Origin of the sequence: Arthrobacter sp. V1I7, assembly GCF_030817015.1 — a bacterium.
Taxonomy (GTDB): Bacteria; Actinomycetota; Actinomycetes; order Actinomycetales; family Micrococcaceae; genus Arthrobacter.
Genome location: NZ_JAUSYS010000001.1, coordinates 1,190,812 through 1,212,434, shown reverse-complemented (window position 1 = coordinate 1,212,434; position 21,623 = coordinate 1,190,812). Strand labels below are relative to the sequence as shown.

The following is a 21,623-nucleotide window of genomic DNA, read 5'->3' as shown; positions in this document are numbered from 1 at the left end:
GTGCCGGCTGGAATCAGGCGTCCGGGACGTGCGCCGCGAAGCCGGCGTTCCGGAGGCCTTCGCGGAGTTTCTCCGCATTGGCATCAAGCTTCGCGGGCTCGGGGTGCTGGTCCGCCGATCCGAAGTCGAAGTCGGCCATCGTGTTGGACGGCCAGACGTGCACGTGGAGGTGGTTGATTTCGTAGCCCGCCACGATCAGTCCGGCCCGGGCGGCGTCAAAGACGTCGACCTGGACGGCGCCGATTTTTTGGGCCACCTCCATGACGCGTGTGAGCAGTTCCGGGGGAGCGTCCGTCCAGCGGTCCACTTCCTGAGTGGGTACGACGAGCGTGTGGCCGTCGGCCAACGGGGCCGCCGTCAGGAAGGCCGCCACATCGTCCTCGCGCCAGACGAACCGGCCGGGGATCTCGCCGTTGATAATCCTGGTGAAGAGAGTGCTCATACATCCGCCCTTTCCGAAGGTGACCCCAGGGTGCTGGCGTCCAGTACAAAACGGTACTTCACGTCACCGGCCACGATCCGGTCATAGGCCTCATTGAGCTGATCCGCCCGGACCACCTCGACATCGGACACCACGCCGTGTTCGGCGCAGAAGTCCAGCATCTCCTGGGTCTCGGCGATCCCGCCGATCAGCGATCCGGCGTACGCGATCCGGCGCCGGATCAGGGCCCGAGGGTTCACCGGGGGCATGTCCTCCGAGGGCAGACCGAGCTGGAACAGTGCCCCGTCGACGCGCAGGGTGCGGAAATAGGGGTTCAGGTCGTGCGGCGCCGCGACCGTGTCGATGATGACGTCGATGCTCCGGTTCGCGGCCTCCATCGCGGCCGCATCGCTGGACAAAATCACGTCATCGGCACCGAGCTCGCGGGCCGCGGCAAACTTTGCCTCGGAAGTGGTGAAGACCTTGACTTCGGCGCCCATCGCTTTGGCGAGCTTGACCGCCATGTGCCCGAGCCCGCCCAGCCCGACAACCCCGACGACGTCGCCCTCCTCGACCTCGTAGTGGCGCAACGGCGAGAAGGTGGTGACGCCGGCGCAGAGCAGCGGAGCCGCGGCGGCCGGGTCAAGGCTTTCCGGGACCCGCAGCACGTAGCGGCGGTCCACCACGATGGAGCTGGCGTAGCCACCCTGCGTGATGCTGTCCGAGTTGCGGCGGTCCTTTGCGCCGTACGTCCCGACCATGCCGTTTTCGCAGTACTGCTCCAGCCCGTCCAGGCAGCTGTCGCACTGCCGGCAGGAATCGACCATGCAGCCGACGCCCACTCGCTCCCCCGGCGTGAAGTCGTCGACGGCGGAGCCCACGCGGGTCACGCGCCCGACTATTTCATGGCCGGGAACCAGCGGGTAGCTCTGGGTGCCCCACTCACCGCGGGTGGCGTGGACGTCGGAATGGCACAGTCCACAGAACTCAATGGCGATCTCGACATCGTCTTCCTTGGGCGCACGCCGGGTGATGGTCAGCGGAACAAGTCCGCTGTCACTGGAGGTGGCGCCATAGGCGGCGGCGAGGCGGGGCGCGTGGTAAGCCTCGGACGGGATGTCGACAGTGGGCAGCGGCTTCGCGAGGGGCGGCGGTACGGGGCTTCCGGGAGTCATGCCTCGACGCTACCCCCGGCCGCCGGAACATGGCCAATTTCTGCGCGCGGTCGTCGGAAGCGGCAGGACATCGGCGCGATAAATGTCGTAGGTCTCTGATTGAGTTGGTTCATGGACGGCAATAGGGAGCCCGAAGTGGTTCGGGGAGGACGGGGCGGCGCTGGAAGCGGCGCGACGGTTCCGGATGTCGCCCGCCTGCTCGCTACCATGCGCGTTTCCCACCTCGACGACGGCGGCGGGGCCGGCGCCTTCGGTGCCGAACACGACGACGGCGGGGCCGGCTGCGGCGGTGCCGGGGCCCGGGCTGATTGACCAGCTCCGGGAGCTCGAGGATCTGAAGTCCGCCGCGGCCGCGCTGCAGGCCCGGATCGCGGTCGCCTTCGATGTCGCCCAGCGCCGGACCCAGCGTGCCGCGGGGATACCCGCGGCCGAGCTCGGGGCCGGGGTCGCGGCGCAGATCGCCCTCGCCCGGCGCGAATCCCCGGCCCGCGGCGGCCGGCTCCTGGGCCTGGCCAAAGCCCTCGTGACCGAAATGCCGCACACCCTCGCCGCGCTCGAGACCGGGCAGCTCAACGAATGGCGCGCCACCCTCCTGGTCAGGGAAACCGCGTGCCTGTCCGCGGCGGACCGCTGCGCCGTCGACGAGGAACTCGCCGCCGACACCGGATCCTTCACCGGCGCCGGCGACCGGGCCATGGTTGCCGCGGCCCGGGCCTGCGCCTACCGGCGGGACCCGCGCTCGGTCACGGAGCGGGCCAGCCACGCCGCCGGTGACCGGCACGTCAGCCTCCGCCCCGCCCCGGACACCATGACGTACCTGACCGCGCTGCTCCCGGTCTCCGCCGGCGTCGCCGCCTACGCCGCCCTGTCCCGGCAGGCCGATTCGCTCCGCGCCGGCGGGGATCCCCGGGGCCGCGGGCAGCTGATGGCCGACGGGCTCGTCGAACGCCTCACCGGCACCCCCGGCGGGATCACCGGACTCGAGATCCAGCTCGTTCTGACCGACCGGACCCTGTTCCAGGGCGACAGCGAACCCGCCCGGCTCCCCGGCTACGGCATCGTCCCCGCCGGCTGGGCCCGCGAACTGATCAAAAACGCCGGCTCAGCGCCGGGCACCGGAGGCAAATTCAGTGGGGGCGGCAGCGCCGGCGCCGCCGGGAACTGGGCCGGCGGTGCGGACACCCGCGGCGCCGCCGGGAACTGGGCCGGCGGTGCGGAAACCCGCGGCGTCGCCGGCAGCGACGGCGACCCCCAGCTGCAGACCTGGCTGCGGCGGCTCTACACCGCCCCCGGCACCGGGGACCTGGTCGCGATGGACTCCCGGGCCCGGCTCTTCCCCGCCGGGCTCCGACGCTTCCTCCAGGCCCGCGACGACACCTGCCGCACCCCTACTGCGACGCCCCGATCCGGCATCTGGACCACATCATTGCGTGGCAGCACGGCGGGCCGACCACCTCGGCCAACGGTGCCGGGCGCTGCGAAGCCTGCAACTACACCAAGGAAACCCCCGGCTGGACAAGCCGGCCACGACCCGGGCCGCCGGCTCCAACAAGCACAGGCACGGCCTCGACCTCACCACCCCCACCGGCCACAGCTACCACTCCACCGCGCCACCCCTGCCCGGCACGGGTGTGACCGAGACGGGTATGACCGGAACGGCCCTCGCCCACAATGCGGCCGGTCCTCCAGATCCGCCCGACCCCGCCGCCGGAAGCCAGCGGAAGGAACTCCGGCATCGGGCAAAGATACGCAGGCGGCCGCGCCTCGCAGTGCAGCCGGCCGCCTAACGGTGCGATAGTCGGCGGCACCCGCGCGCCAGCGGCAGCTAATCCGCTGCGATGCTGTCGGCATAGGGCGCCGGACCAGTCACGACCTCGTTCGAAGGGTTGCAGGACCATTCCGAGAAGGAGCCCGGGTAGAGCGCGGCCGGGAATCCGGCGATGGTGAGGGCTGCGATTTCGTGGGCTGCCGTGACGCCCGAACCGCAGTAGACAGCGGTGCGGGCGCCGGGCCGCACGCCGAGGCCCGCGAAGCGGCCGCGCAGCTCTTCGGCCGGCAGGAACCGGCCGTCATCGCCGAGGTTGCCGGTGGTGGGGGCACTCACCGCACCCGGGATGTGGCCGGCGCGCGGGTCCACGGGTTCGATTTCGCCGCGGAAACGTTCGCCGGCCCGGGCGTCGAGCAGCACGCCCTGTGTGGCCCAGGAAGCCGCCCGCCCGGCGTCGATCACGGGCATGGCACCGTCCGACAGAACGACGTCCCCGGTCTCCGCTTGCCGTTCGCCGCTTTCCGTCGCGTATCCGGCGGCGCGCCAGGCGGCCAGTCCGCCGTCGAGCAGACAGGCGTCAGTAAGGCCGGCGTTCCGGAGCATCCACCAGAGCCGCGCGGCGGCCATGTTGCCGCTATCGTCGTACGCGACCATGACGTCGCCGGTACGGACGCCCCAGGCTCTGGCCGATGCCTGGAACTGCTCCAGCGGCGGGAGCGGGTGCCGGCCGCGGGCCGGGTCTGCGGGGCCCGCCAGTTCGGTGGCAAGGTCCACGAAGACGGCGCCGGGAAGGTGCTCCTTCAGATAGTGCTCGCGTCCGTGCGGATCGCCGAGGGCCCAGCGCACGTCCAGCAGTACGGTGCGGCGGCCGGAGTCCAGCCGGTCCTTCAGTGAGGCTGCGTCCATAAGTGTCTGCATCTGCCAACTCTATCCATGCGGGCCGGGCATCCGTCAGGGCATCGTTGGCGCGTGGCAGCCGCCGGTAGGCTTGGTGCCGTGACGAGAGAGAGTATGCAGGACCGGGCCTGGGCCGACGAGGCCATCCGCCGGATCAACGCCGAAAACAACCGCTCCGCCGACACCCATCTGTACTCCATCCCGCTCCCGGAGCACTGGGGCGTCCAGTTGTACCTCAAGGACGAGTCCGCGCACCGGACCGGCAGCCTCAAGCACCGGCTGGCGCGCTCACTGTTCCTTTTCAGCCTGGTCAACGGCTGGATCAAGGAGGGCACCACGATCGTGGAGGCGTCCAGCGGCAGCACGGCTGTCTCGGAAGCCTACTTCGCGCAGCTGCTGGGCCTGCCTTTCATCGCGGTCATGACCCGGACCACCAGCCGGGAAAAGATTGCGTTGATCGAACAGTACGGCGGCTCCTGCCGCCTGGTGGACCACGCTTCGGAGGTCTACGAGGCCGCCGCCGAACTGGCCCGGAGCTGCAACGGCCACTACATGGACCAGTTCACTTATGCCGAGCGGGCCACGGACTGGCGCGGCAATAACAACATCGCCGAGTCGATCTTCGGACAGCTCGCACTCGAAGAGCACCCGATTCCGAGCTGGATCGTCGTTGGCGCCGGAACCGGCGGAACCAGCGCAACTATCGGCCGGTACCTGCGCTACCATCGGCACAACACGAGGCTGGCCGTCGTCGACCCGGAGAACTCGGCGTTCTACCCGGCGTGGCTGGACTGCCGCGACGGCGGCGCGGTATCTTCGAAGGCCACCGGTCTCCCCTCGCGGATCGAGGGCATCGGCCGGCCCCGGATGGAGCCAAGCTTCGTCCCGGCCGTGATCGACCATATGATCCAGGTCCCGGATGCCGCCTCGGTGGCGGCCATGCGGCACCTTGGGCGCTACGCCGGGCTGCACGCCGGCCCGTCGACCGGCACGAACCTCTGGGGCGTATGGCAGCTCATCGCCGGGATGATCGCCGAGGGCCGCCGCGGCAGCGTGGTGTCCCTGCTGTGCGACGGCGGCGACCGCTATGCGGGCAACTACTACAGCCCGCAGTGGCTGCAGTCCCAGGGTCTTGACCCGGACCCCCACGAAGCCACCCTCGGCGAGTTCTTCGGGACCGGAGTGTGGCCGGCCTAGGCTCTAGACCTCCACCGAGTCCCCACTGGCGAGGTGCCGGTATTCGGTGCCGTAGTGCGCACCGATCCGCGTGACATGCCCCTCGACGAGGCCCAGCCCGCTCTTGTTGAGCAGACCGTCGTGAATGGGGAACGCCTGGGGCGCCCGGACGCCGATCACGAAGTCCACTACCTCCCCCACCTTGTTCCAGGGCGCGTGGATCGGCACCAGCAGGGTCTGGACCTCGACACCGTCGGGTACCGCGAAGGAGTCCCCCGGATGGTAGACATTGGAATCCACCACATAGCCGACGTTCGCCACCACCGGAATCTGGGGATGGATCACGGCGTGCTGCCCGCCGAAGCTCCGGATAGCAAACCCCGCGGCGTCGAACTTCTCCCCCGGCGCCACGGTATGGATCCGGGACCCGGCGTCGGGCGCCTTGTCGCGCAGTTGCGCCGCCACACCGGCCGGCGCGAAGAGCTGCAGTGAGCTGCTGGCCAGCAGGGCGGCCACGACGGCGTCGACGTCGATGTGGTCCGGATGCTCATGGGTGATCAGCACGGCGTCCGCGCCGGCCAACGCCTCGTCCGTCTCCGAGAGGTTTCCCGGGTCGAATACCAGGACCTTGTTGTCCTTTTCGAGGCGGACACACGCGTGGGTGAATTTCGTCAGCTTCATCGGGCCAGCCTAAGGACCCGGCGTCGCGGTGTCCACGACCCCGGCTGGTAATCTTGGACATTGCCAGCATGCCAACGAAACCGACAGTGAAGTGAGTTCGTCAATGTCCCAGGGCGCCCCCGCCGACGGCAGCAGGACCCCTGCCCCGGCTCCCGCCGCAGGCAAGGAGCAGCGCGTCACCAAGCAGCGCCTCGCGGTCTCCGCCGCCCTCGACGAGCTAGCGGACTTCGTGAGCACGCAGGAGCTTCACCGTATCCTGCACGAGCGGGGCACCTCGGTTTCGCTTGCCACCTCCTACCGGATTCTGCAGTCCCTCGCCGACGACGGCCTCGTGGACGTGCTCCGGAATGCCGACGGCGAGGCCGTCTACCGGCGCTGCGCCGTTACCGGGCATCACCATCACCTGCTCTGCCGTAACTGCGGAAAGGCTGTTGAAGTCGAGGCGCCCGCCGTTGAGGCGTGGGCCGCCCGGATCGCGCAGGAGCACGGCTTCACCGCCGTGGAGCACACCGTGGAGATTTTCGGGCTGTGTCCGGAGTGCAGGGCCAGGCAGGCCGGCAAATAGCCACGGCCGGGCCGGCTCAGGACACGGGAACCGGCTCGCTCCGCAGCACCCGGCCGTTGATGCCGCGCTTGGCCCGGATGCCGCCGATCAGCCGGCAGACCACGTAGATCAGGAACGAAAGGGTGGTCACGTAGGGGCTGATCGGAAGCCGGCCGCCGAGGGCCAGCAAGATGCCGCCCACCGTCGCGGTCACGGCGAAGACCACGCTGAGGGCCACCACCAGCCGGGGCGAGGACGTCACCCGCAAGGCCGCGGCGGCGGGCGTGATCAACAGCGCCAGCACCAGCAGGGCTCCCACGATCTGGATGGAAAGCGCCACGCTGACGCCCAGCAGCAGCATGAACCCGAGGGCAAGGGCCCGGACCGGTACCCCGCGGGCCGCGGCGACGTCGGGATCAACACTGGCAAAGGTCAGCGGCCGCCAGATGGCAATCAGGGCCAGCATCACTACGACGGCGGCACCGGCCAGCACCTGGAGCTGGACGGTTCCGACGGAGACGATCTGTCCGGTGAGCAGACCGAACTTGTTGGCGGCCCGGCCTTCATAGAGCGACAGGAACAGGATGCCCAGGCCCAGTCCGAAGGGCATGAGAACGCCGATGGTCGAATTCTTGTCCCGGGCACGGACGCCCATCAGGCCCAGCAGCAGCGCCGCCACTACCGACCCGGCCAGGGAACCGAGCACCACGTCCACGCCGACCAGGAGGGCAAACGCCGCGCCCGCGAACGAGAGCTCGGAGATGCCGTGCACCGCGAACGCCAGGTCCCGCTTCATCACGAAGGTCCCGACCAGGCCGCCCAACAGGCCCAGGACAGCCCCGGCCCAGATCGAGTTCTGGACTAGAACGAGCAATTCGCCGTAGTTCTCGAAGTTGAAGATCGAGTTGAGCAGGTTGTCGAGGTCCAACTAGCCCACCTCCCCTGCGACGGCGTGGGCATCCTCGTGGTGGTGCGTGGTGGCATCCGGAACGCCCACCACGACCATCCGGCCGTTCGCGTGGATCACTTCGACATGGCTGCCGTACAGGTCGGAAAGGACCTCGGTGGTCATGACGTCCTCCGGCCTGCCCACCCGGAAGCGTCCGCCGGCCAGGTAGAGCACGGTGTCGACGTAGTCCACGATTGGGTTGATCTCATGCGTCACGAACACCACGGCGCTGTTCTGCTCACGGCACTGGTCATTAATCAGGCCGCTGACGGCATGCTGGTGCTGGAGGTCGAGGGACAACAGGGGCTCGTCGCAGAGCAAGACCTTCGGGTCCGTGGCGAGGGCCTGGGCGACCCGCAGCCGCTGCTGTTCGCCGCCCGAGAGCTGGCCGACCGGCACCTTGGCATACTCTTCGGCGCCGACGAGTTCGAGCAGCCGGTCAATCCTGCGGCCAGCCGTGGCGGCCCCGAGGCGAATCCCCCAGCGGTGGCCGTCGATGCCGAGCCCGACGAGGTCGCGGGCGCGCAGTGGCGTGTCCGGGTCAAAGGACTTCTGCTGCGGGATGTAACCGATCCGCCGGCTGCCCCGTTCGACCGGGTGTCCGCCCAGTACCGCCGTCCCCGAGGTGAGCTCCTGCAGCCCGAGCAGCACCTTGAGAAAAGTGGTCTTCCCGCTGCCGTTGGGGCCGAGGACGGCGAAGAACTCGCCCGGGTGGATGTCCAGGTCCAGGTTTTCCCAGAGAGTCCGTTTGCCGAACGAGAGGGAGGCACCGCGGAGGCTGACTACGGGTGTCAACGTGGATTTCCTCGATTTCTGCGCAAGTCGTTCTGCTCGCGCTGTCCCGACAATCTTAGGCCCCCTGTATTCCGGGGACCGGACGTTCCGGTGGCGGTTGCCGCCGCCGTCCGCCCTGGTCTCAGGACAGTGTCCTGGTGATCCCGTCGACGTTGTCCGACATCCACTGGAGGTAGTTCTTGCCGTCCGGCAGGGTTTCGCTGAAGTTCAGCACCGGAACGCCTGCCGCTGCTGCGGCCTCCTTCAGCGCCAGCGTCTGGGGACCTTCGGTCTGGGAGTTGTAGGCCAGCAACCTGACGCCGCCGGAGCTGACCAGGTCGACGGCGGCCTTCAGCACGGCGGGCGGGACGTCGGAGCCGGATTCAATGGCTGCTTTGTACTCGGCGGGAGTCTGGTCTTCCAGGCCGGCAGCCGCCAGCAGGTACGAGGGCACAGGCTCGGTGACGGCGACCGCCGCCGGGCCGGCCTGGCCGGATGAGGCGATAGCTGCGGTTGTGGCCAGCTTGGCTTCAAGACCCGCGAGGGATTCCTTGAAGGACGCCGCGTTGGATTTGAAGGTCCCGGCGGAGTCCGGTTCCAGCTCGCCGAGTTTGGCCGCGACGGCGTCGGCCAGCCGTGACATGGCCGGCAGGCTGTACCAGACGTGCTCGTTGAAGCCTTCATGGTCGTGGCCGTGGCCGCTCGCGTCGGATGTTTCGGTGTGGGCGCCGGCGTCTTCCTCCGGGGCCAGCCCGGAAAGCTCGACGGCGCTCAGGACGTTGGCGTGGTCCAGCCCGGCGTCGTCCGCGAGCTTGTGGATGAAGTCGTCGTAGCCGCCGCCGTTTTCGACGAGCATTTCGGCCTTGGACACGGCCAGCTTGTCCTGGGTGGTGGCCTCATAGGAGTGCGGGTCCTGACTCGTGCGCGCGATGATGGAGTTGACCCGCACCTTGTCACCGCCGATGGTGCTGACAATGTCGCCGTAGACGCTGGTGGAGGCCACCACCTCAACAACGCCGTCTGCACCGTCGCCGTCACCCGTCCGGGCGCTCTCCGCCGTCGGGCTGCAGGCCGTCAGCATCACGCTGAGGCCGGCAACAGCGGTCACTATGGCACGGGCAGTAGGACGACGCATGGGGGAACCTCGGATCTGGTAATGAGAATCAGGAGCAATAGCAACAGCTAGAAGTGTAGCCCTAAATAGGAATGATTCCTATTTAGGGCTACCTCCCGTTGTTGCCTTAGTCCTGTCCGAGCCTCCGGTAGCCGGTCGCCTGGGTGGCGTCCCGGATCTCGCCGACGAGTTCTTCAATGACATCCTCGAGGAACAAGACGCCCTGGGTCTTCCCGTCCGGCCCGATCACGCGGGCCAGGTGCGAGCCGGACCGTTGCATGACGGACATGGCCTTCTCAATCTCATCGTCCATCGCCAGGTTTGCCAGCGAACGGATGCGGCTCTCGGCGATCGGCTGTCGGTACGCTCCGTTGGCGATGGAGAGCACATCCTTGACATGCAGATAACCGGAGAGCATGCCATCCTCATCCAGCATCGGAAAGCGCGAGAACCCGGTCCGGCTCACGGCCTTCTCAAACTCCAGCGGCGTGGTGGCTGCCTTAAGCATCACCAGCTTCTCCAGCGGGACCATCACCCGCGACGCCGTGTGCTCGGAGAACTCCAGCGCACCTGTGATCAGCCCGGCGTCGTCGTCCACCAGTCCGTGCCGCGTGGACTCCTGCACGATCGACTGGACTTCCTCCAGCGTGAAGGAGGACGTGACTTCGTCCTTCGGCTCGATCCGCATCAGCTTCAGGATGTGGTTCGCGGACCAGTTCAGGGCCACGATGACCGGCTTCACCGCGCGGGCGATGAACATCAGCGGCGGAGCCAGCAGCAGGGCTGCCTTGTCCGCGACGGAAACCGAGATATTCTTCGGCACCATCTCGCCGAAGGTGACATGCAGGAAGGTGACGGCCAGCAGCGCGACCCCAAACGCGACGACGTCGGCGATTTCCATCGGCATGCCCACGGCTTCAAGCGGCACCGCCATCAGGTGGTGGATGGCGGGTTCCGCGACCTGCAGGATGAGCAGCGAGCAGACCGTGATGCCGAGCTGGGCGCAGGCCAGCATCAGGGAGACGTTTTCCATCGCCCGCAAGGTGGTCTGTGCCCGTTTGGACCCGGCCTCGGCAAGCGGTTCGATCTGGCTCCGGCGGGCGGACATGACCGCAAACTCGGCGGCCACGAAGAAGGCGTTGCCCATCAGCAGGATGACGAGCCAGAGAATTCCCGCCCAGTCGCTCATGCGGCACCGACCCGGCCGGACTTCTGGTTGTCCCCGGGTTCCCCGCCGCTGAAGCGGGCGGGCCGGAAGCAGATCCGGTCGATCCGACGCCCGTCCATGCGGGTCACGCTCAAGGTCCCCCCGCCGACGTCGACGGTGTCTCCGACGGACGCGATGCGGCCCAGCTTGCTCATCACGTAACCCCCCACGGTTTCGTAGGCAGCTTCGTCGGGCACGGTCAGGCCGGGGATCTGTTCGGAGAGTTCATCGGGCCGGAGCAGTCCCGGGAAGTACCAGTCCCCCGAGGCACTCTGCAGCACCCCCGGCCTGACCTTGTCATGTTCATCCGCGACTTCTCCGACGATCTCCTCCACGAGGTCCTCCAGGGTCGCGATGCCGGCGGTTCCGCCGTATTCGTCGAGGACCACGGCCAGCTGCAGGTTGCCTTCGCGCAGCTCGGCCAGCAGGGCGTCGAGGTGGATGGTTTCCGGAACGCGGAGCACGTCGGTCATGATGGCACCGGCCTCAAGGTTGGCCCGCCGGCCCGAGGGAACGGCTATGGCCTTCTTGACGTGGACCACGCCGCGGATGTCGTCGGAGGACTCGCCGATGACGGGAAAGCGCGAGTAGCCCGTGCGCTTGGCGGCTTCCACAATGTCGGTGACGGGCTGGTCCGCGTCGATCGTTTCCACCCGGATGCGCGGCGTCATGACGTCCGCGGCCGTCCGCGCAGAGAATTTAAGGGTCCGGGCCACGAAGTTGGCGGTTCCAAGGTCCAGCGTTCCCATCGCCGCGGAACGGCGCACGAGGGACGCCAGTTCGGCCGGGGTGCGGGCGCCCGAGATCTCTTCCTTGGCCTCGAGTCCGAAGACGTTGAGGATCATATTGGAGAAGCCGTTGAGCACCACGATGGCGGGCTTGAAGATGGCCGTGAAGACCAGCTGCGGACGCGCAAGGGCCCTCCCGATCGGAAAGGACAAGGCTATGGCCATGTTCTTGGGCACCAGCTCGCCGATCAGCATCGACAGCAGCGTGGCAAAGGCCATCGCGAGCACCAGGGACACCGAGGCCGCGGCCGCCTCCGGGAACCCGAGTACGGTCAGGGGCCCTTCGAGCAGCTTCCCGACCGACGGTTCCATGACGTAGCCGGTCAGCAATGTGGTCATGGTGATGCCGAGCTGGCAGCTGGAAAGCTGGGTGGACAGGGATTTCAGGCACCTGAGCAGTGGCGCGGCGGCCGTATCGCCGTTGTCCACGGCCCGCTGGACGGTGGCCTGGTCCAGGGCGACAAGGGAGAACTCGACGGCTACGAAGAAGCCGGTGCCAAGAATGAGCAGCAGGCCGGCTGCGAGCAGGAACCACTCCATCTAGCGGCCTGCTTCCGGGGCTGCGGCACAGCGTGGAATCGGGGCGGCGCGGTGGCGGGCGCAGGAAGTCCCGGTCCTTGGAGGCCTCTGGGATGGGCCCGGCGGAGGATGGTCGGCGTGCGCTGACCCTGTTTCCTGGAAGGCTCGGGGCTCGTGTGCTGCCGGTGAGCGAGGGGCGCGTGAACGGGGTTTGCCGGCTCTGCGGGTGGACTGCGCGGTAACGGTTTTCGTTCTCCGCTGGCAGCCCCCAGGCCGGCACCTAGATTTACTGTCCATAAGAATGCCAGTCTACAGGAGCGCCTGCCGCCGGACGTCAGGTGGCGACCGGCGACGGAGTCCCCGGACGGCCACGCAACCACCGGCGATGATCACCAGCTTTGCGGCACCGGGCGGCCCTCCTCGTAGCCGGCCGCGGACTGGATCCCGGCAACGGCCCGTTCGCGGAACGCGGCCAGGTCCGCGGCGCCGGCGTAGCTCATCGAACTGCGGAGGCCGGCCGTGATCGTGTCGAGCAGGTCCTCGACGCCGGGCCGGGCGGGGTCCACGAACATGCGGGAGGTGGAGATGCCCTCCTCGAACAAGGCCTTTTGGTCCTTTTCGAAGGCACCCTCGCGCTGGTTGCGGTTCTGCACCGCCCGCGCCGAGGCCATGCCGAAGCTTTCCTTGAACTGCCGGCCGCCGGCATCCAGCTGCAGGTCCCCCGGGCTCTCGTGGGTGCCGGCGAACCAGGATCCGATCATGACCTGGCTCGCCCCGGCCGCCAGGGCAAGGGCCACGTCACGCGGGTAGCGGACGCCGCCGTCGGCCCAGACCCGGCCCCCGGCGGCGCGCGCCGCCGCGGAACATTCCAGGACGGCGGAGAACTGGGGACGGCCTACCGCCGTCATCATCCGCGTGGTGCACATGGCGCCGGGCCCGACGCCGACCTTGACGATGTCTGCCCCGGCCTGGATAAGCTCCCGGGTCGCGTCCGCGGTGACCACGTTGCCCGCCACCACCGGCACGCCGGGGTTGATGCCCTTGACGGCGCCCAGCGCGTCGAACATTTTCTGCTGGTGGCCGTGCGCGGTATCGAGGACCAGCACGTTCACGCCGGCGGCAAGGAGTTCGGCGGCCCGTCCGGCGACATCACCGTTGATCCCGACCGCGGCAGCGACCTTGAGCCGGCCCGAATCATCCAGAACGGGGCGGTACAGCGTGGAGCGCAAAGCGCCCTTCCGGGTCAGAACACCGCTGAGTGAGCCGCCCTGCTGCACCGGCACGTAGTCGGTGCCGGCCGCGTCCATCGCGTCGAACGCGCGGCGGAGCGCCGCCTCGGACGCGGCGTCGCTCCCGCCGTCGAACGCGCCGTCGAACACGCCGTCAAAGAGGGCCGCGTCGAGCACGAGGGTCGGGTGGCGGAGCACCGACGCCAGGGACGCGAAGCGGTCCTGGCCCTCGCAGTCCGCCGCGCGGACGACGCCGGCTACGGCGCCGCTGTCGTCGACGACGGTCACCGCGCCGTGCGGCCGCTTGCCCATCAGGTGCAACGCATCGATGACCGTATCGGAGGGCGAGAGGGTGACAGGGGTCTCGAGGACCGTGTGGCGGGCCTTGATCCAGGAAGTGACGTCCCGGATCACCTCGAGCGGCACATCCTGCGGCAGGACCGCGAGTCCGCCGCGCCGGGCCATCGTTTCGGCCATGCGTTTGCCGGTCACCGCCGTCATATTCGCGGCCACGAGGGGAATCGTGGAGCCCGTTCCGTCGTCCGCGGAGAGGTCCACGTCCAGCCGCGAGGTGACACCGGAGCGGGACGGGACCAGGAAGATGTCCGAATACGTCAGGTCGGTGGTGGGCTCATTCAGGAATCGCACGCTGCTCCTCGATAGGCATTCTCGGTGCTCACAGGCATTGTGGGTGTTTAAAAGTCTTCCCAGAGCGATTCTAGGCGAGGCTGACGGGCCTGTGGAGCTGCTGCAGAAGCCGCCTTCGCAGGCGTCGTCCGGGCGCCGCGGCGAAGGCTCCCGATGACTACATGATTTGAGTCACCCTTATTGGCGGTTTGGCAAGAATCGTCACTAGACTGGCAGAGGTCTGGGTTCACTGGACGCGGAGACTGGTCCACCGTCGTGCTGAGGCACCGTGGAAATCAGTGGGAATCAAACTCATGGAAGAGGCGTATTTCAAGTGCCAGAGCAGCCTAGCCACCGTCTACCAGAGGAATTTGGCGGAAACGAGTGGCTCGTTGACGAACTGTACGAGCGGTATCAGCAGGACAAGAACTCCGTGGACGCCAAGTGGTGGCCGCTGTTCGAATCCTTCGACGCCGGTGATGGTTCTTCCTCCAACGGGGCCTCGGGCGCAGCGCCCGCTGTGCACCCGGCAACCCGCGAACTTCCCGTCGTAGCTCCTGCTGCCGCAGCACCGGCGTCGCCAGCGGCTCCGGCTCCGGCCACGGCTCCTCCCGCTGGCCAGAGGAACCCGGCCACCGTCGCCCGGGACGGCGCCAAGATCACTAAGACCACTGAGGCCGGACCCGGCACGCAGCCGATCCCGGCCCAGCTGCCCAAGAACATCAAGGCCCCGACGGCGCCCGAAGAGGACGTCGTCTCGGTCCTGCGCGGCCCCGCCAAGGCCATCGCCACCAACATGATCACGAGCCTGGAGGTTCCGACCGCCACGAGCGTGCGGGCCATCCCGGCGAAACTGCTGATCGACAACCGCGTGGTCATCAACTCCAACCTCGCCCGTGCCCGCGGCGGCAAGGTCTCCTTCACGCACCTGATCGGCTACGCCGTCATCCGCGCCCTGGCCCAGTTCCCCTCCATGAACGTGTACTACGACGAAGTCGACGGCAAGCCGGTCGCGGTCCAGCCCGCCCACGTGAACTTCGGCATCGCCATCGACATGCCCAAGCCGGATGGCACCCGCCTGCTCATGGTGCCCAACATCAAGAAGGCGGAGACGCTCAACTTCTCCGAGTTCTGGCACACCTACGAGGACCTGATCAAGCGCGCCCGCGCCGGCAAGCTGACCGCGGACGACCACTCGGGCACCACCGTCTCGCTGACGAACCCGGGCGGAATCGGCACGGTGCACTCGGTACCACGCCTGTCCAAGGGCCAGGCGGCCATCATCGGCGTCGGCGCCCTCGACTACCCGGCCGAATTCCAGGGTGCCAGCGAGAAGATCATCGCGCAGAACGCCATCAGCAAGGTCCTCACGCTGACCTCCACCTACGACCACCGCGTCATCCAGGGTGCCGGCAGCGGCGAGTTCCTCAAGCTCGTGCACCAGCTGCTGCTCGGTGCCCAGAACTTCTACGACGAGATCTTCGAGTCCCTCCGCATCCCGTACGAGCCCGTACGCTGGAGCCCCGACCTGCAGGTTGACCCCGCAGAAAAGATCAACAAGGTCGCCCGGATCCAGCAGCTCATCCACTCCTACCGCGTCCGCGGACACCTGATGGCGGACACCGATCCGCTGGAGTACGTCCAGCGCAAACACCCGGACCTCGACGTCCTGACCTATGGCCTCACGCTGTGGGACCTGGACCGCGAATGGCCCACGGGCGGCTTCGGAGGCAAGCCGGTGCTTGCCTTCCGCGACATCCTCGGCGTCCTCCGTGACGCCTATTGCCGCACCACGGGCATCGAATACATGCACATCCAGGACCCTGCCGAGCGCAAGTGGTTCCAGGACCAGCTCGAGCACCCGTATTCCAAGCCGAGCCGCGACGAGCAGCTGCGCATTGTCTCCAAGCTCAACGCCGCCGAAGCCTTCGAGACCTTCCTGCAGACCAAGTTTGTCGGCCAGAAGCGCTTCTCGCTGGAAGGCGGCGAGTCCCTGATTCCGCTGCTGGACGCCATCATCTCCGACGCCGCCGACGACGAACTCGACGAGGTAGCGATCGGCATGGCCCACCGTGGCCGGCTCAACGTGCTCACCAACATTGCCGGCAAGACCTATGCCCAGGTGTTCCGCGAATTCGAGGGCACCCAGGACCCGCGCTCCGTGCAGGGCTCCGGTGACGTGAAGTACCACCTCGGCACCGAAGGCACCTTCACCTCGGACAACGGCAAGGAGACCAAGGTCTACCTCGCTGCCAACCCGTCCCACCTCGAAGCGGTGGACTCGGTCCTCGAAGGCATCGTCCGCGCCAAGCAGGACCGTCTGGACCAGGGCGAGGCGTTCCCCGTCCTGCCGATCATGGTCCACGGCGACGCCGCATTCGCGGGCCAGGGCGTGGTGGCGGAAACGCTCAACCTGTCCCAGCTGCGCGGCTACCGCACCGGCGGCACCATCCACATCGTGGTGAACAACCAGGTCGGCTTCACCACCGCACCGTCGTCCTCGCGCTCGTCCACCTACTCGACGGACGTCGCCAAGATGATCCAGGCACCGGTGTTCCACGTGAACGGCGATGACCCGGAGGCAGTGGTCCGGATCGGCCAGCTCGCCTACGAGTTCCGCCAGCGCTTCCACAAGGACGTTGTCATCGACATGGTCTGCTACCGGCGCCGCGGCCACAACGAGGGCGATGACCCGTCGATGACCCAGCCGCTGATGTACAACCTGATCGAAGCCAAGCGGTCGGTCCGGAAGCTCTACACCGAATCCCTGATCGGCCGCGGTGACATCACCGAGGAAGAAGCCGAGCAGCTGCTGCGCGACTACCAGGAACGCCTCGAGCGGGTCTTCGCCGAAACCCACGCCGCGCAGACCTCGCCGATTCCGATCATCACGGCGGACTCCGCGGCAATCTCGGACCTGGAGCGCCCGATCGCGCAGCAGTCGGACGGCGGCAACAACGCCCCCGCGTCGACCGCAATTTCCGCCGAGACGCTGGCCCGGATCGGCAAGGCCCACACCGCCATTCCGGAGGGCTTCACGGTCCATGCGAAGCTCAAGCAGCTGCTGGAAAAGCGTGAGCAGATGTCCCGCGAGGGCGGCATTGACTGGGGCTTCGGTGAGCTCGCGGCCTTCGGCTCGCTCGTCATGGAAGGCGTCCCGGTCCGGCTCGCCGGCCAGGACTCCCGCCGCGGCACGTTCGTCCAGCGGCACGCGGTCTTCCACGACCGCGCCAACGGCGACGAGTGGATCCCCCTGGCCCACCTCACCGAGGACCAGGCCAAGCTGTGGATCTACGACTCCCTGCTCTCGGAATACGCCGCCATGGGCTTCGAGTACGGCTACTCGGTGGAACGCCCGGATGCCCTCGTGCTCTGGGAAGCGCAGTTCGGCGACTTCGTCAACGGCGCCCAGACCATCATCGATGAGTTCATCTCCTCGGCCGAGCAGAAGTGGGGCCAGCGCTCCTCGCTCGTACTGATGCTGCCGCACGGCTACGAAGGCCAGGGACCGGATCATTCCTCCGCCCGGATCGAACGCTTCCTGCTGATGTGCGCCGAGGAGAACATGATCGTGGCCAACCCCACGACGTCGGCCTCGCACTTCCACCTGTTGCGCCGCCAGGCGTACAGCCGGCCGCGCAAGCCGCTCATCATCTTCACGCCGAAGCAGCTGCTCCGCCTCAAGGCCGCAGCCTCTTCCGTGGAGGACTTCACCACGGGTACCTTCCAGACCGTCATCCCCGAGCACGAGCAGCTGCAGGCCGACGCCGTCGAGCGCGTGCTGCTGGTCTCCGGACGCCTGTACTACGATCTGCTGTCCACCCGGCAGAAGACCGAGGACAAGACGACGGCGATCGTCCGGGTCGAGCAGCTCTACCCGCTGCCCGCCGCCGAGATCGCCGCGGAGCTGGCGAAGTACCCGAACGCCGACGTCGTCTGGGCGCAGGATGAGCCGGCCAACCAGGGTCCGTGGCCGTTCATGGGCCTCAACCTGCCGGACTCCCTTGACCGCCGGGTGCGCCTCGTTTCCCGTCCTGCCTCGGCTTCCACCGCGGCCGGGTCGATGAAGCGCCACGCAGCCGAGCAGGATGCCCTGCTCAAGCAGGCATTCGCACGTAAATAAGTTCAAAGCTGCCCGGCCGGAGATGGAAGAACGCGACTCCGGCCGGGCAGCTTTGTTTAATCGTCTGTGTTCAATTGATTCCGTTTAATTGACGCGGTGGACTGAAGAGGTAGTCGTGGAAGATCGAAAGCTGCGGATCGCAGCCGTTGGCGATGAGCTGCTGGCCGGGCTCGGTGATCCCCGCGCGCTGGGCTGGCTGGGCCGTGTGCTGGCCCGCACTCCGCAGGACGGCGCAGCGGTGGAGAGCTACTCCCTGCCCTGCCCGCAGGAAGGCACCGAAGGGTTGGCCGCGCGCTGGCTCGAGGAGGCCAGCCGCCGCTTCAGCGTCCACCACGAGAACCGCCTCGTGATCGGGCTCTCCGGCCGCGACATTGAGTTCGGGCTGTCCACGGCCCGCAGCCGGCTGAACCTGGCGAACATCCTGGACTCGGCCACGCAGAACAAGATCGAGGTCTTCGTGGTCGGACCGCCGCCCACGCTCGATCCCGCACAGAACCGCCGGCTCGGTGATCTCAACACGGCGTTCGCCGACGTCACCACGCGCCGCAAGCATGTCTACGTGGACACTTTCTCACCGCTGCTGAACCACGAACAGTGGCGCCAGGACCTTGCGGCCAACGGCGGCACGCCCGGCCAGGCCGGCTACGGGCTGATGGCGTGGCTCGTGCTGCACCGCGGCTGGTTCCAGTGGCTGGGCATGGACGCGCCGGAATAAGCAGGACCGGCCTGCGATGCTCCCCTTGCCGGCCTCGCCCTGCGGGCGCCCTCCGAACGCCTCCGGAACAGGTTCACGATATATCTTGACCGCATCAAAAAGGCGATATAGCGTGAGCTGCACCAGTCACGATATATCGTAACTGTGCGATGAGAGCCTATCTCCGGAGGAACCATGGAAGAGAACAGCTGGACCGTGACCGGCCCGCGGGTCATCGACGTCGACGGCGTCCGCTCGCTCAAGCTCGGCATCGTCCGGGGACGCTTCGACATCGTGACGCATGAGGAGGACGTGGCCCGGGTCGAAGTCTCCGAAATCTCCGGGGACCCGCTCGCCGTTTCGCTGGTGAACGGCCGGCTGGAGGTCCGGCACCAGCTGCACGGCGCCCAGGGCTGGTTCAAGAACCTCATGGGAACCGTCAACAACAGCAGCAGCAACGCCGTCGTGATCAGCATCGCCCTGCCCGCCGGCGTGGACGTGGAGGCCGGCACGGTCAGCGGTGATGGCATGGTGTCGGGCATCAGCGGCCACAGCCGCCTCAGCACCGTCTCCGGCTCCGTCCTCGCCGACGGCACCTCCGGTGAGCTGGCGGTCAGCACCGTCAGCGGGGAAGTGATCGCCCGCAACCACCACGGCATCCTGACGGCCAGGAGCGTTTCCGGGGAAGTCACGGCCTCGGGCGAGTTCAGCAACATCCGGGCCAACACCGTCAGCGGCGACCTCAGCTTCGACCTGCACGGCTTCACCCATGACTTCGGTGCCAATTCCGTCTCGGGCGACGTCACCATCCGGCTCCCGCACGACGTCGGCGTCGACATCGTCGCGAAGTCCGCCAGCGGTGCCGTCATCATCGACGACCAGAAATACACGCTGCCCGGCGGTTCCGTTCAGACGATCGCCGGGCCGGATACGCAGCTCATGCTGGTCCGGACCAACTCCGTCTCCGGGAAGACCTCGATCTTCCACGGCCAGCCGGCCGCGGATACCGAACAGGCCAGCTGATGCCTCCGGTCTTTGCCCACGGCGCCTTGCGGCTGTATCTGCTCGCCCTGCTCGAGTCCGGCCCCAAGCACGGCTACGAACTCATGAAGGCACTCAGCGAACGTTTCGGCGGCACCTACTCCCCAAGCGCCGGCACGATTTACCCCCGCCTCGGGAAACTCGAGGAGGAGGGGCTCGTCGCCACCGAGTCCGAGGGGCGCAGGACAAACTACAACATCACCCCGGCCGGGCTCGTGGAACTCAACCGCAGGCGGGACGAACTCGCCGGCGTCGAAAACGACATCTCCGCCTCCGTCCGCCGGCTCGCCGACAACCTCCGGCAGGACATCCGGATCAACATGCAGGGCCTGCGGGCGGACCTGGCTGCGACGGCCGAGGCCGCCCGTTCCGCAGCCCGCTCCGCCGCGCCGGCACCCGGCTCAGCGACCGGCCCGCGCTACTCCCAGGAGGGGGACCGCCGGCTGCGGGAAGCGGAGATGCTGGTCCAGGCCTTCCGCGACGACATCCGCATTGAACTGCGCCGCCACGGCAGCGGGCGGCCGATCACTCCGGTGACGCTGGAGACGGTCAAGACCGTGCTGGACCAGGCCCGGATCTCCATCCGCAATTCCCTGGACGGCTGAGCCGTAGTGATCGCCGGCCCGGTTCGCGGCCTAACCCGTGATGTGGGAGACTTGAGGGCAGCTCTTTTGAGTACCAAGATTAAGGAGGCCAGCTATGAGCAAACGTGCACGTAAACGTCGTGACCGTAAGCGTGGCGGCGCGAACCACGGTAAGCGCCCCAACGCCTAAGCAAAAGCTTGGATTACAGCTTTAAAGCGAATGACCCCGGAGTCCTCACGGAATCCGGGGTCATTCGCTTTATGGGATCAACTGGTCAGGCTTCTACCGGGTTGCTGGCGTGGATCCGGTCGAGAATTGCGTTCTTCAGGTTCTCGGGGGCAGCCTCCGTGCACGAACGCTTCACCATCACACGGATGACACATTCGAGGTCGTACTGCTCGAAGCACTCCGGGCAGCCCTCCAGGTGGTCCTTGATCTCTGCGATGTCATCGTGCGTGAGCGCCCCATCGAGATACTCGTAGATACGTTGCATCCGGGCGTCGTCGCAGTCGCCCAGTCCCTGGCAGTCGCTCATTTCCTGTTCTCCTGTTTGTTGCTTCCGGCCGTTGCTGTGGGTTCGACGGCCTTGAATCCCCGCTCGGCCGCATAGTCGGCGAGCATGTCGCGCAGCATCTTCCGGCCGCGGTGCAGCCGGGACATGACGGTCCCGATCGGGGTGTTCATGATGTCTGAAATTTCCTTGTACGCGAAGCCCTCGACGTCGGCGAAGTAGACGGCCAGCCGGAACTCTTCCGGGATCGCCTGCAGGGCACGCTTCACGTCCGAGTCCGGCAGATGGTCCAGGGCCTCCGCCTCGGCCGACCGCAAGCCCGAGGAGGTGTGCGACCCGGCCCGGGCCAGTTGCCAGTCCTCGATCGTGTCCGAATTCGACTGCAGTGGCTCACGTTGCCGCTTGCGGTACAGGTTGATGTAGGTGTTGGTGAGGATGCGGTACAGCCATGCCTTCAGGTTGGTGCCCGGCTTGTACTGGTGGAAGGCCGAGAACGCCTTGGTGTAGGCCTCCTGGACCAGGTCCTCGGCGTCGGCCGGGTTGCGGGCCATCCGCATGGCGGCGGAATAGAGCTGGTCCACATACTGCATGGCATCACGTTCGAACCGGACCCGGCGCTCTTCTCCGGTTTCCGTGGCGGTGTCCAGCGGTTGCCCGTCCACGATCATCTCCCGGGCAGGGTCGGGAGACGCGCCAACCGGGCTGGCTACGGGTGTCGTATTGGGCGTGGTGTCGTTTCCGGCAACCTCGTGCGTGGCCGCAACGGCCGGATCCATGGAACTCATTGCCTTCAAGTCTAC

The 21,623-nt window shown here is 67.5% G+C and carries 20 protein-coding genes and 1 pseudogene; 9 read left to right on the top strand and 12 right to left on the bottom strand.

From position 1 onward, the window contains the following. Positions 1 to 13: 13 nt before the first annotated feature. Entirely contained in the window at positions 14 to 442 is a 429-nt protein-coding gene (locus QFZ69_RS05725) for an HIT family protein (RefSeq protein WP_306916265.1), read from the bottom strand. Next, positions 439 to 1,596, bottom strand: coding sequence for an NAD(P)-dependent alcohol dehydrogenase (locus QFZ69_RS05720; RefSeq protein ID WP_306916263.1), 1,158 nt, complete (start codon positions 1,594 to 1,596; stop codon positions 439 to 441). The genes QFZ69_RS05725 and QFZ69_RS05720 overlap by 4 nt, the downstream gene beginning before the upstream one ends. A gap of 111 nt (positions 1,597 to 1,707) precedes the next feature. Here QFZ69_RS05720 and QFZ69_RS05715 point away from each other — a divergent pair, with 111 nt between their 5' ends. Continuing rightward, positions 1,708 to 1,908, top strand: a complete 201-nt coding sequence (locus tag QFZ69_RS05715) for a hypothetical protein (protein WP_306916262.1) — start codon at positions 1,708 to 1,710, stop codon at positions 1,906 to 1,908. Then, positions 1,850 to 3,383 (top strand): annotated as a pseudogene (locus QFZ69_RS05710) (DUF222 domain-containing protein). Before QFZ69_RS05715 ends, QFZ69_RS05710 begins: the two are co-directional and overlap by 59 nt. Before the next feature lie 38 nt (positions 3,384 to 3,421). Here QFZ69_RS05710 and QFZ69_RS05705 read toward each other — a convergent pair. Further along, positions 3,422 to 4,282 carry a sulfurtransferase gene (locus QFZ69_RS05705; protein ID WP_306916260.1) on the bottom strand — a complete coding sequence of 287 codons (861 nt, stop codon included), beginning with the start codon at positions 4,280 to 4,282 and terminating at the stop codon, positions 3,422 to 3,424. 93 nt (positions 4,283 to 4,375) lie between these two features. Between QFZ69_RS05705 and QFZ69_RS05700 the strand changes: the two genes are divergently transcribed. After that, complete coding sequence (locus QFZ69_RS05700) at positions 4,376 to 5,458, top strand: PLP-dependent cysteine synthase family protein (protein WP_373461928.1); 1,083 nt, start codon at positions 4,376 to 4,378, stop codon at positions 5,456 to 5,458. Between the two features lie 3 nt (positions 5,459 to 5,461). Here the strand turns inward: QFZ69_RS05700 and QFZ69_RS05695 are convergent, their stop codons facing one another. After that, positions 5,462 to 6,118 carry an MBL fold metallo-hydrolase gene (locus tag QFZ69_RS05695; protein WP_306916256.1) on the bottom strand — a complete coding sequence of 219 codons (657 nt, stop codon included), beginning with the start codon at positions 6,116 to 6,118 and terminating at the stop codon, positions 5,462 to 5,464. Positions 6,119 to 6,221: 103 nt separating this feature from the next. On the opposite strand from QFZ69_RS05695, the gene QFZ69_RS05690 reads away from it, so the two are divergent. After that, complete coding sequence (locus QFZ69_RS05690) at positions 6,222 to 6,683, top strand: Fur family transcriptional regulator (RefSeq protein WP_306916255.1); 462 nt, start codon at positions 6,222 to 6,224, stop codon at positions 6,681 to 6,683. 16 nt (positions 6,684 to 6,699) lie between these two features. On the opposite strand, the gene QFZ69_RS05685 is transcribed toward QFZ69_RS05690, so the two are convergent. The 6 genes from QFZ69_RS05685 to QFZ69_RS05660 form a co-directional block, all read right to left on the bottom strand. Beyond that, complete coding sequence (locus QFZ69_RS05685; protein ID WP_306916254.1) at positions 6,700 to 7,590, bottom strand: metal ABC transporter permease; 891 nt, start codon at positions 7,588 to 7,590, stop codon at positions 6,700 to 6,702. Further along, complete coding sequence (locus QFZ69_RS05680; RefSeq protein ID WP_306916253.1) at positions 7,591 to 8,406, bottom strand: metal ABC transporter ATP-binding protein; 816 nt, start codon at positions 8,404 to 8,406, stop codon at positions 7,591 to 7,593. 121 nt (positions 8,407 to 8,527) lie between these two features. Beyond that, positions 8,528 to 9,520, bottom strand: coding sequence for a metal ABC transporter solute-binding protein, Zn/Mn family (locus QFZ69_RS05675; protein WP_306916250.1), 993 nt, complete (start codon positions 9,518 to 9,520; stop codon positions 8,528 to 8,530). A gap of 106 nt (positions 9,521 to 9,626) precedes the next feature. Beyond that, positions 9,627 to 10,688 (bottom strand): hemolysin family protein, encoded by a 1,062-nt coding sequence (locus QFZ69_RS05670; RefSeq protein ID WP_306916249.1) that lies wholly within the window; start codon positions 10,686 to 10,688, stop codon positions 9,627 to 9,629. Then, positions 10,685 to 12,034 carry a hemolysin family protein gene (locus QFZ69_RS05665; protein ID WP_306916247.1) on the bottom strand — a complete coding sequence of 450 codons (1,350 nt, stop codon included), beginning with the start codon at positions 12,032 to 12,034 and terminating at the stop codon, positions 10,685 to 10,687. The genes QFZ69_RS05670 and QFZ69_RS05665 overlap by 4 nt, the downstream gene beginning before the upstream one ends. A 368-nt stretch (positions 12,035 to 12,402) precedes the next feature. Beyond that, positions 12,403 to 13,890: a GuaB1 family IMP dehydrogenase-related protein gene (locus QFZ69_RS05660; RefSeq protein WP_306916245.1), complete on the bottom strand. Its 1,488-nt coding sequence runs from the start codon at positions 13,888 to 13,890 to the stop codon at positions 12,403 to 12,405. 313 nt (positions 13,891 to 14,203) lie between these two features. Here QFZ69_RS05660 and QFZ69_RS05655 point away from each other — a divergent pair, with 313 nt between their 5' ends. The 5 genes from QFZ69_RS05655 to QFZ69_RS23235 all read left to right on the top strand — a co-directional run bounded on the left by QFZ69_RS05655 (position 14,204) and on the right by QFZ69_RS23235 (position 20,501). Continuing rightward, positions 14,204 to 17,992: a multifunctional oxoglutarate decarboxylase/oxoglutarate dehydrogenase thiamine pyrophosphate-binding subunit/dihydrolipoyllysine-residue succinyltransferase subunit gene (locus tag QFZ69_RS05655; protein ID WP_306916243.1), complete on the top strand. Its 3,789-nt coding sequence runs from the start codon at positions 14,204 to 14,206 to the stop codon at positions 17,990 to 17,992. A gap of 115 nt (positions 17,993 to 18,107) precedes the next feature. Beyond that, the gene (locus tag QFZ69_RS05650; RefSeq protein ID WP_306916241.1) at positions 18,108 to 18,707 is read left to right on the top strand and encodes a GDSL-type esterase/lipase family protein; all 600 of its coding nucleotides are present in this window, start codon (positions 18,108 to 18,110) and stop codon (positions 18,705 to 18,707) included. A gap of 174 nt (positions 18,708 to 18,881) precedes the next feature. Next, positions 18,882 to 19,709, top strand: a complete 828-nt coding sequence (locus QFZ69_RS05645; protein ID WP_306916239.1) for a DUF4097 family beta strand repeat-containing protein — start codon at positions 18,882 to 18,884, stop codon at positions 19,707 to 19,709. Next, positions 19,709 to 20,332 carry a PadR family transcriptional regulator gene (locus QFZ69_RS05640; protein ID WP_306916237.1) on the top strand — a complete coding sequence of 208 codons (624 nt, stop codon included), beginning with the start codon at positions 19,709 to 19,711 and terminating at the stop codon, positions 20,330 to 20,332. Before QFZ69_RS05645 ends, QFZ69_RS05640 begins: the two co-directional genes overlap by 1 nt. Before the next feature lie 94 nt (positions 20,333 to 20,426). Further along, positions 20,427 to 20,501: a 50S ribosomal protein bL37 gene (locus QFZ69_RS23235; RefSeq protein WP_104061284.1), complete on the top strand. Its 75-nt coding sequence runs from the start codon at positions 20,427 to 20,429 to the stop codon at positions 20,499 to 20,501. A gap of 85 nt (positions 20,502 to 20,586) precedes the next feature. On the opposite strand, the gene rsrA is transcribed toward QFZ69_RS23235, so the two are convergent. Beyond that, positions 20,587 to 20,847: a mycothiol system anti-sigma-R factor gene (gene rsrA / locus QFZ69_RS05635; protein ID WP_306916235.1), complete on the bottom strand. Its 261-nt coding sequence runs from the start codon at positions 20,845 to 20,847 to the stop codon at positions 20,587 to 20,589. After that, a complete protein-coding gene (locus QFZ69_RS05630; RefSeq protein ID WP_373461801.1) occupies positions 20,844 to 21,608 on the bottom strand; it encodes a sigma-70 family RNA polymerase sigma factor in 765 nt (254 codons plus the stop codon). The genes rsrA and QFZ69_RS05630 overlap by 4 nt, the downstream gene beginning before the upstream one ends. Between the last annotated feature and the right edge of the window lie 15 nt (positions 21,609 to 21,623).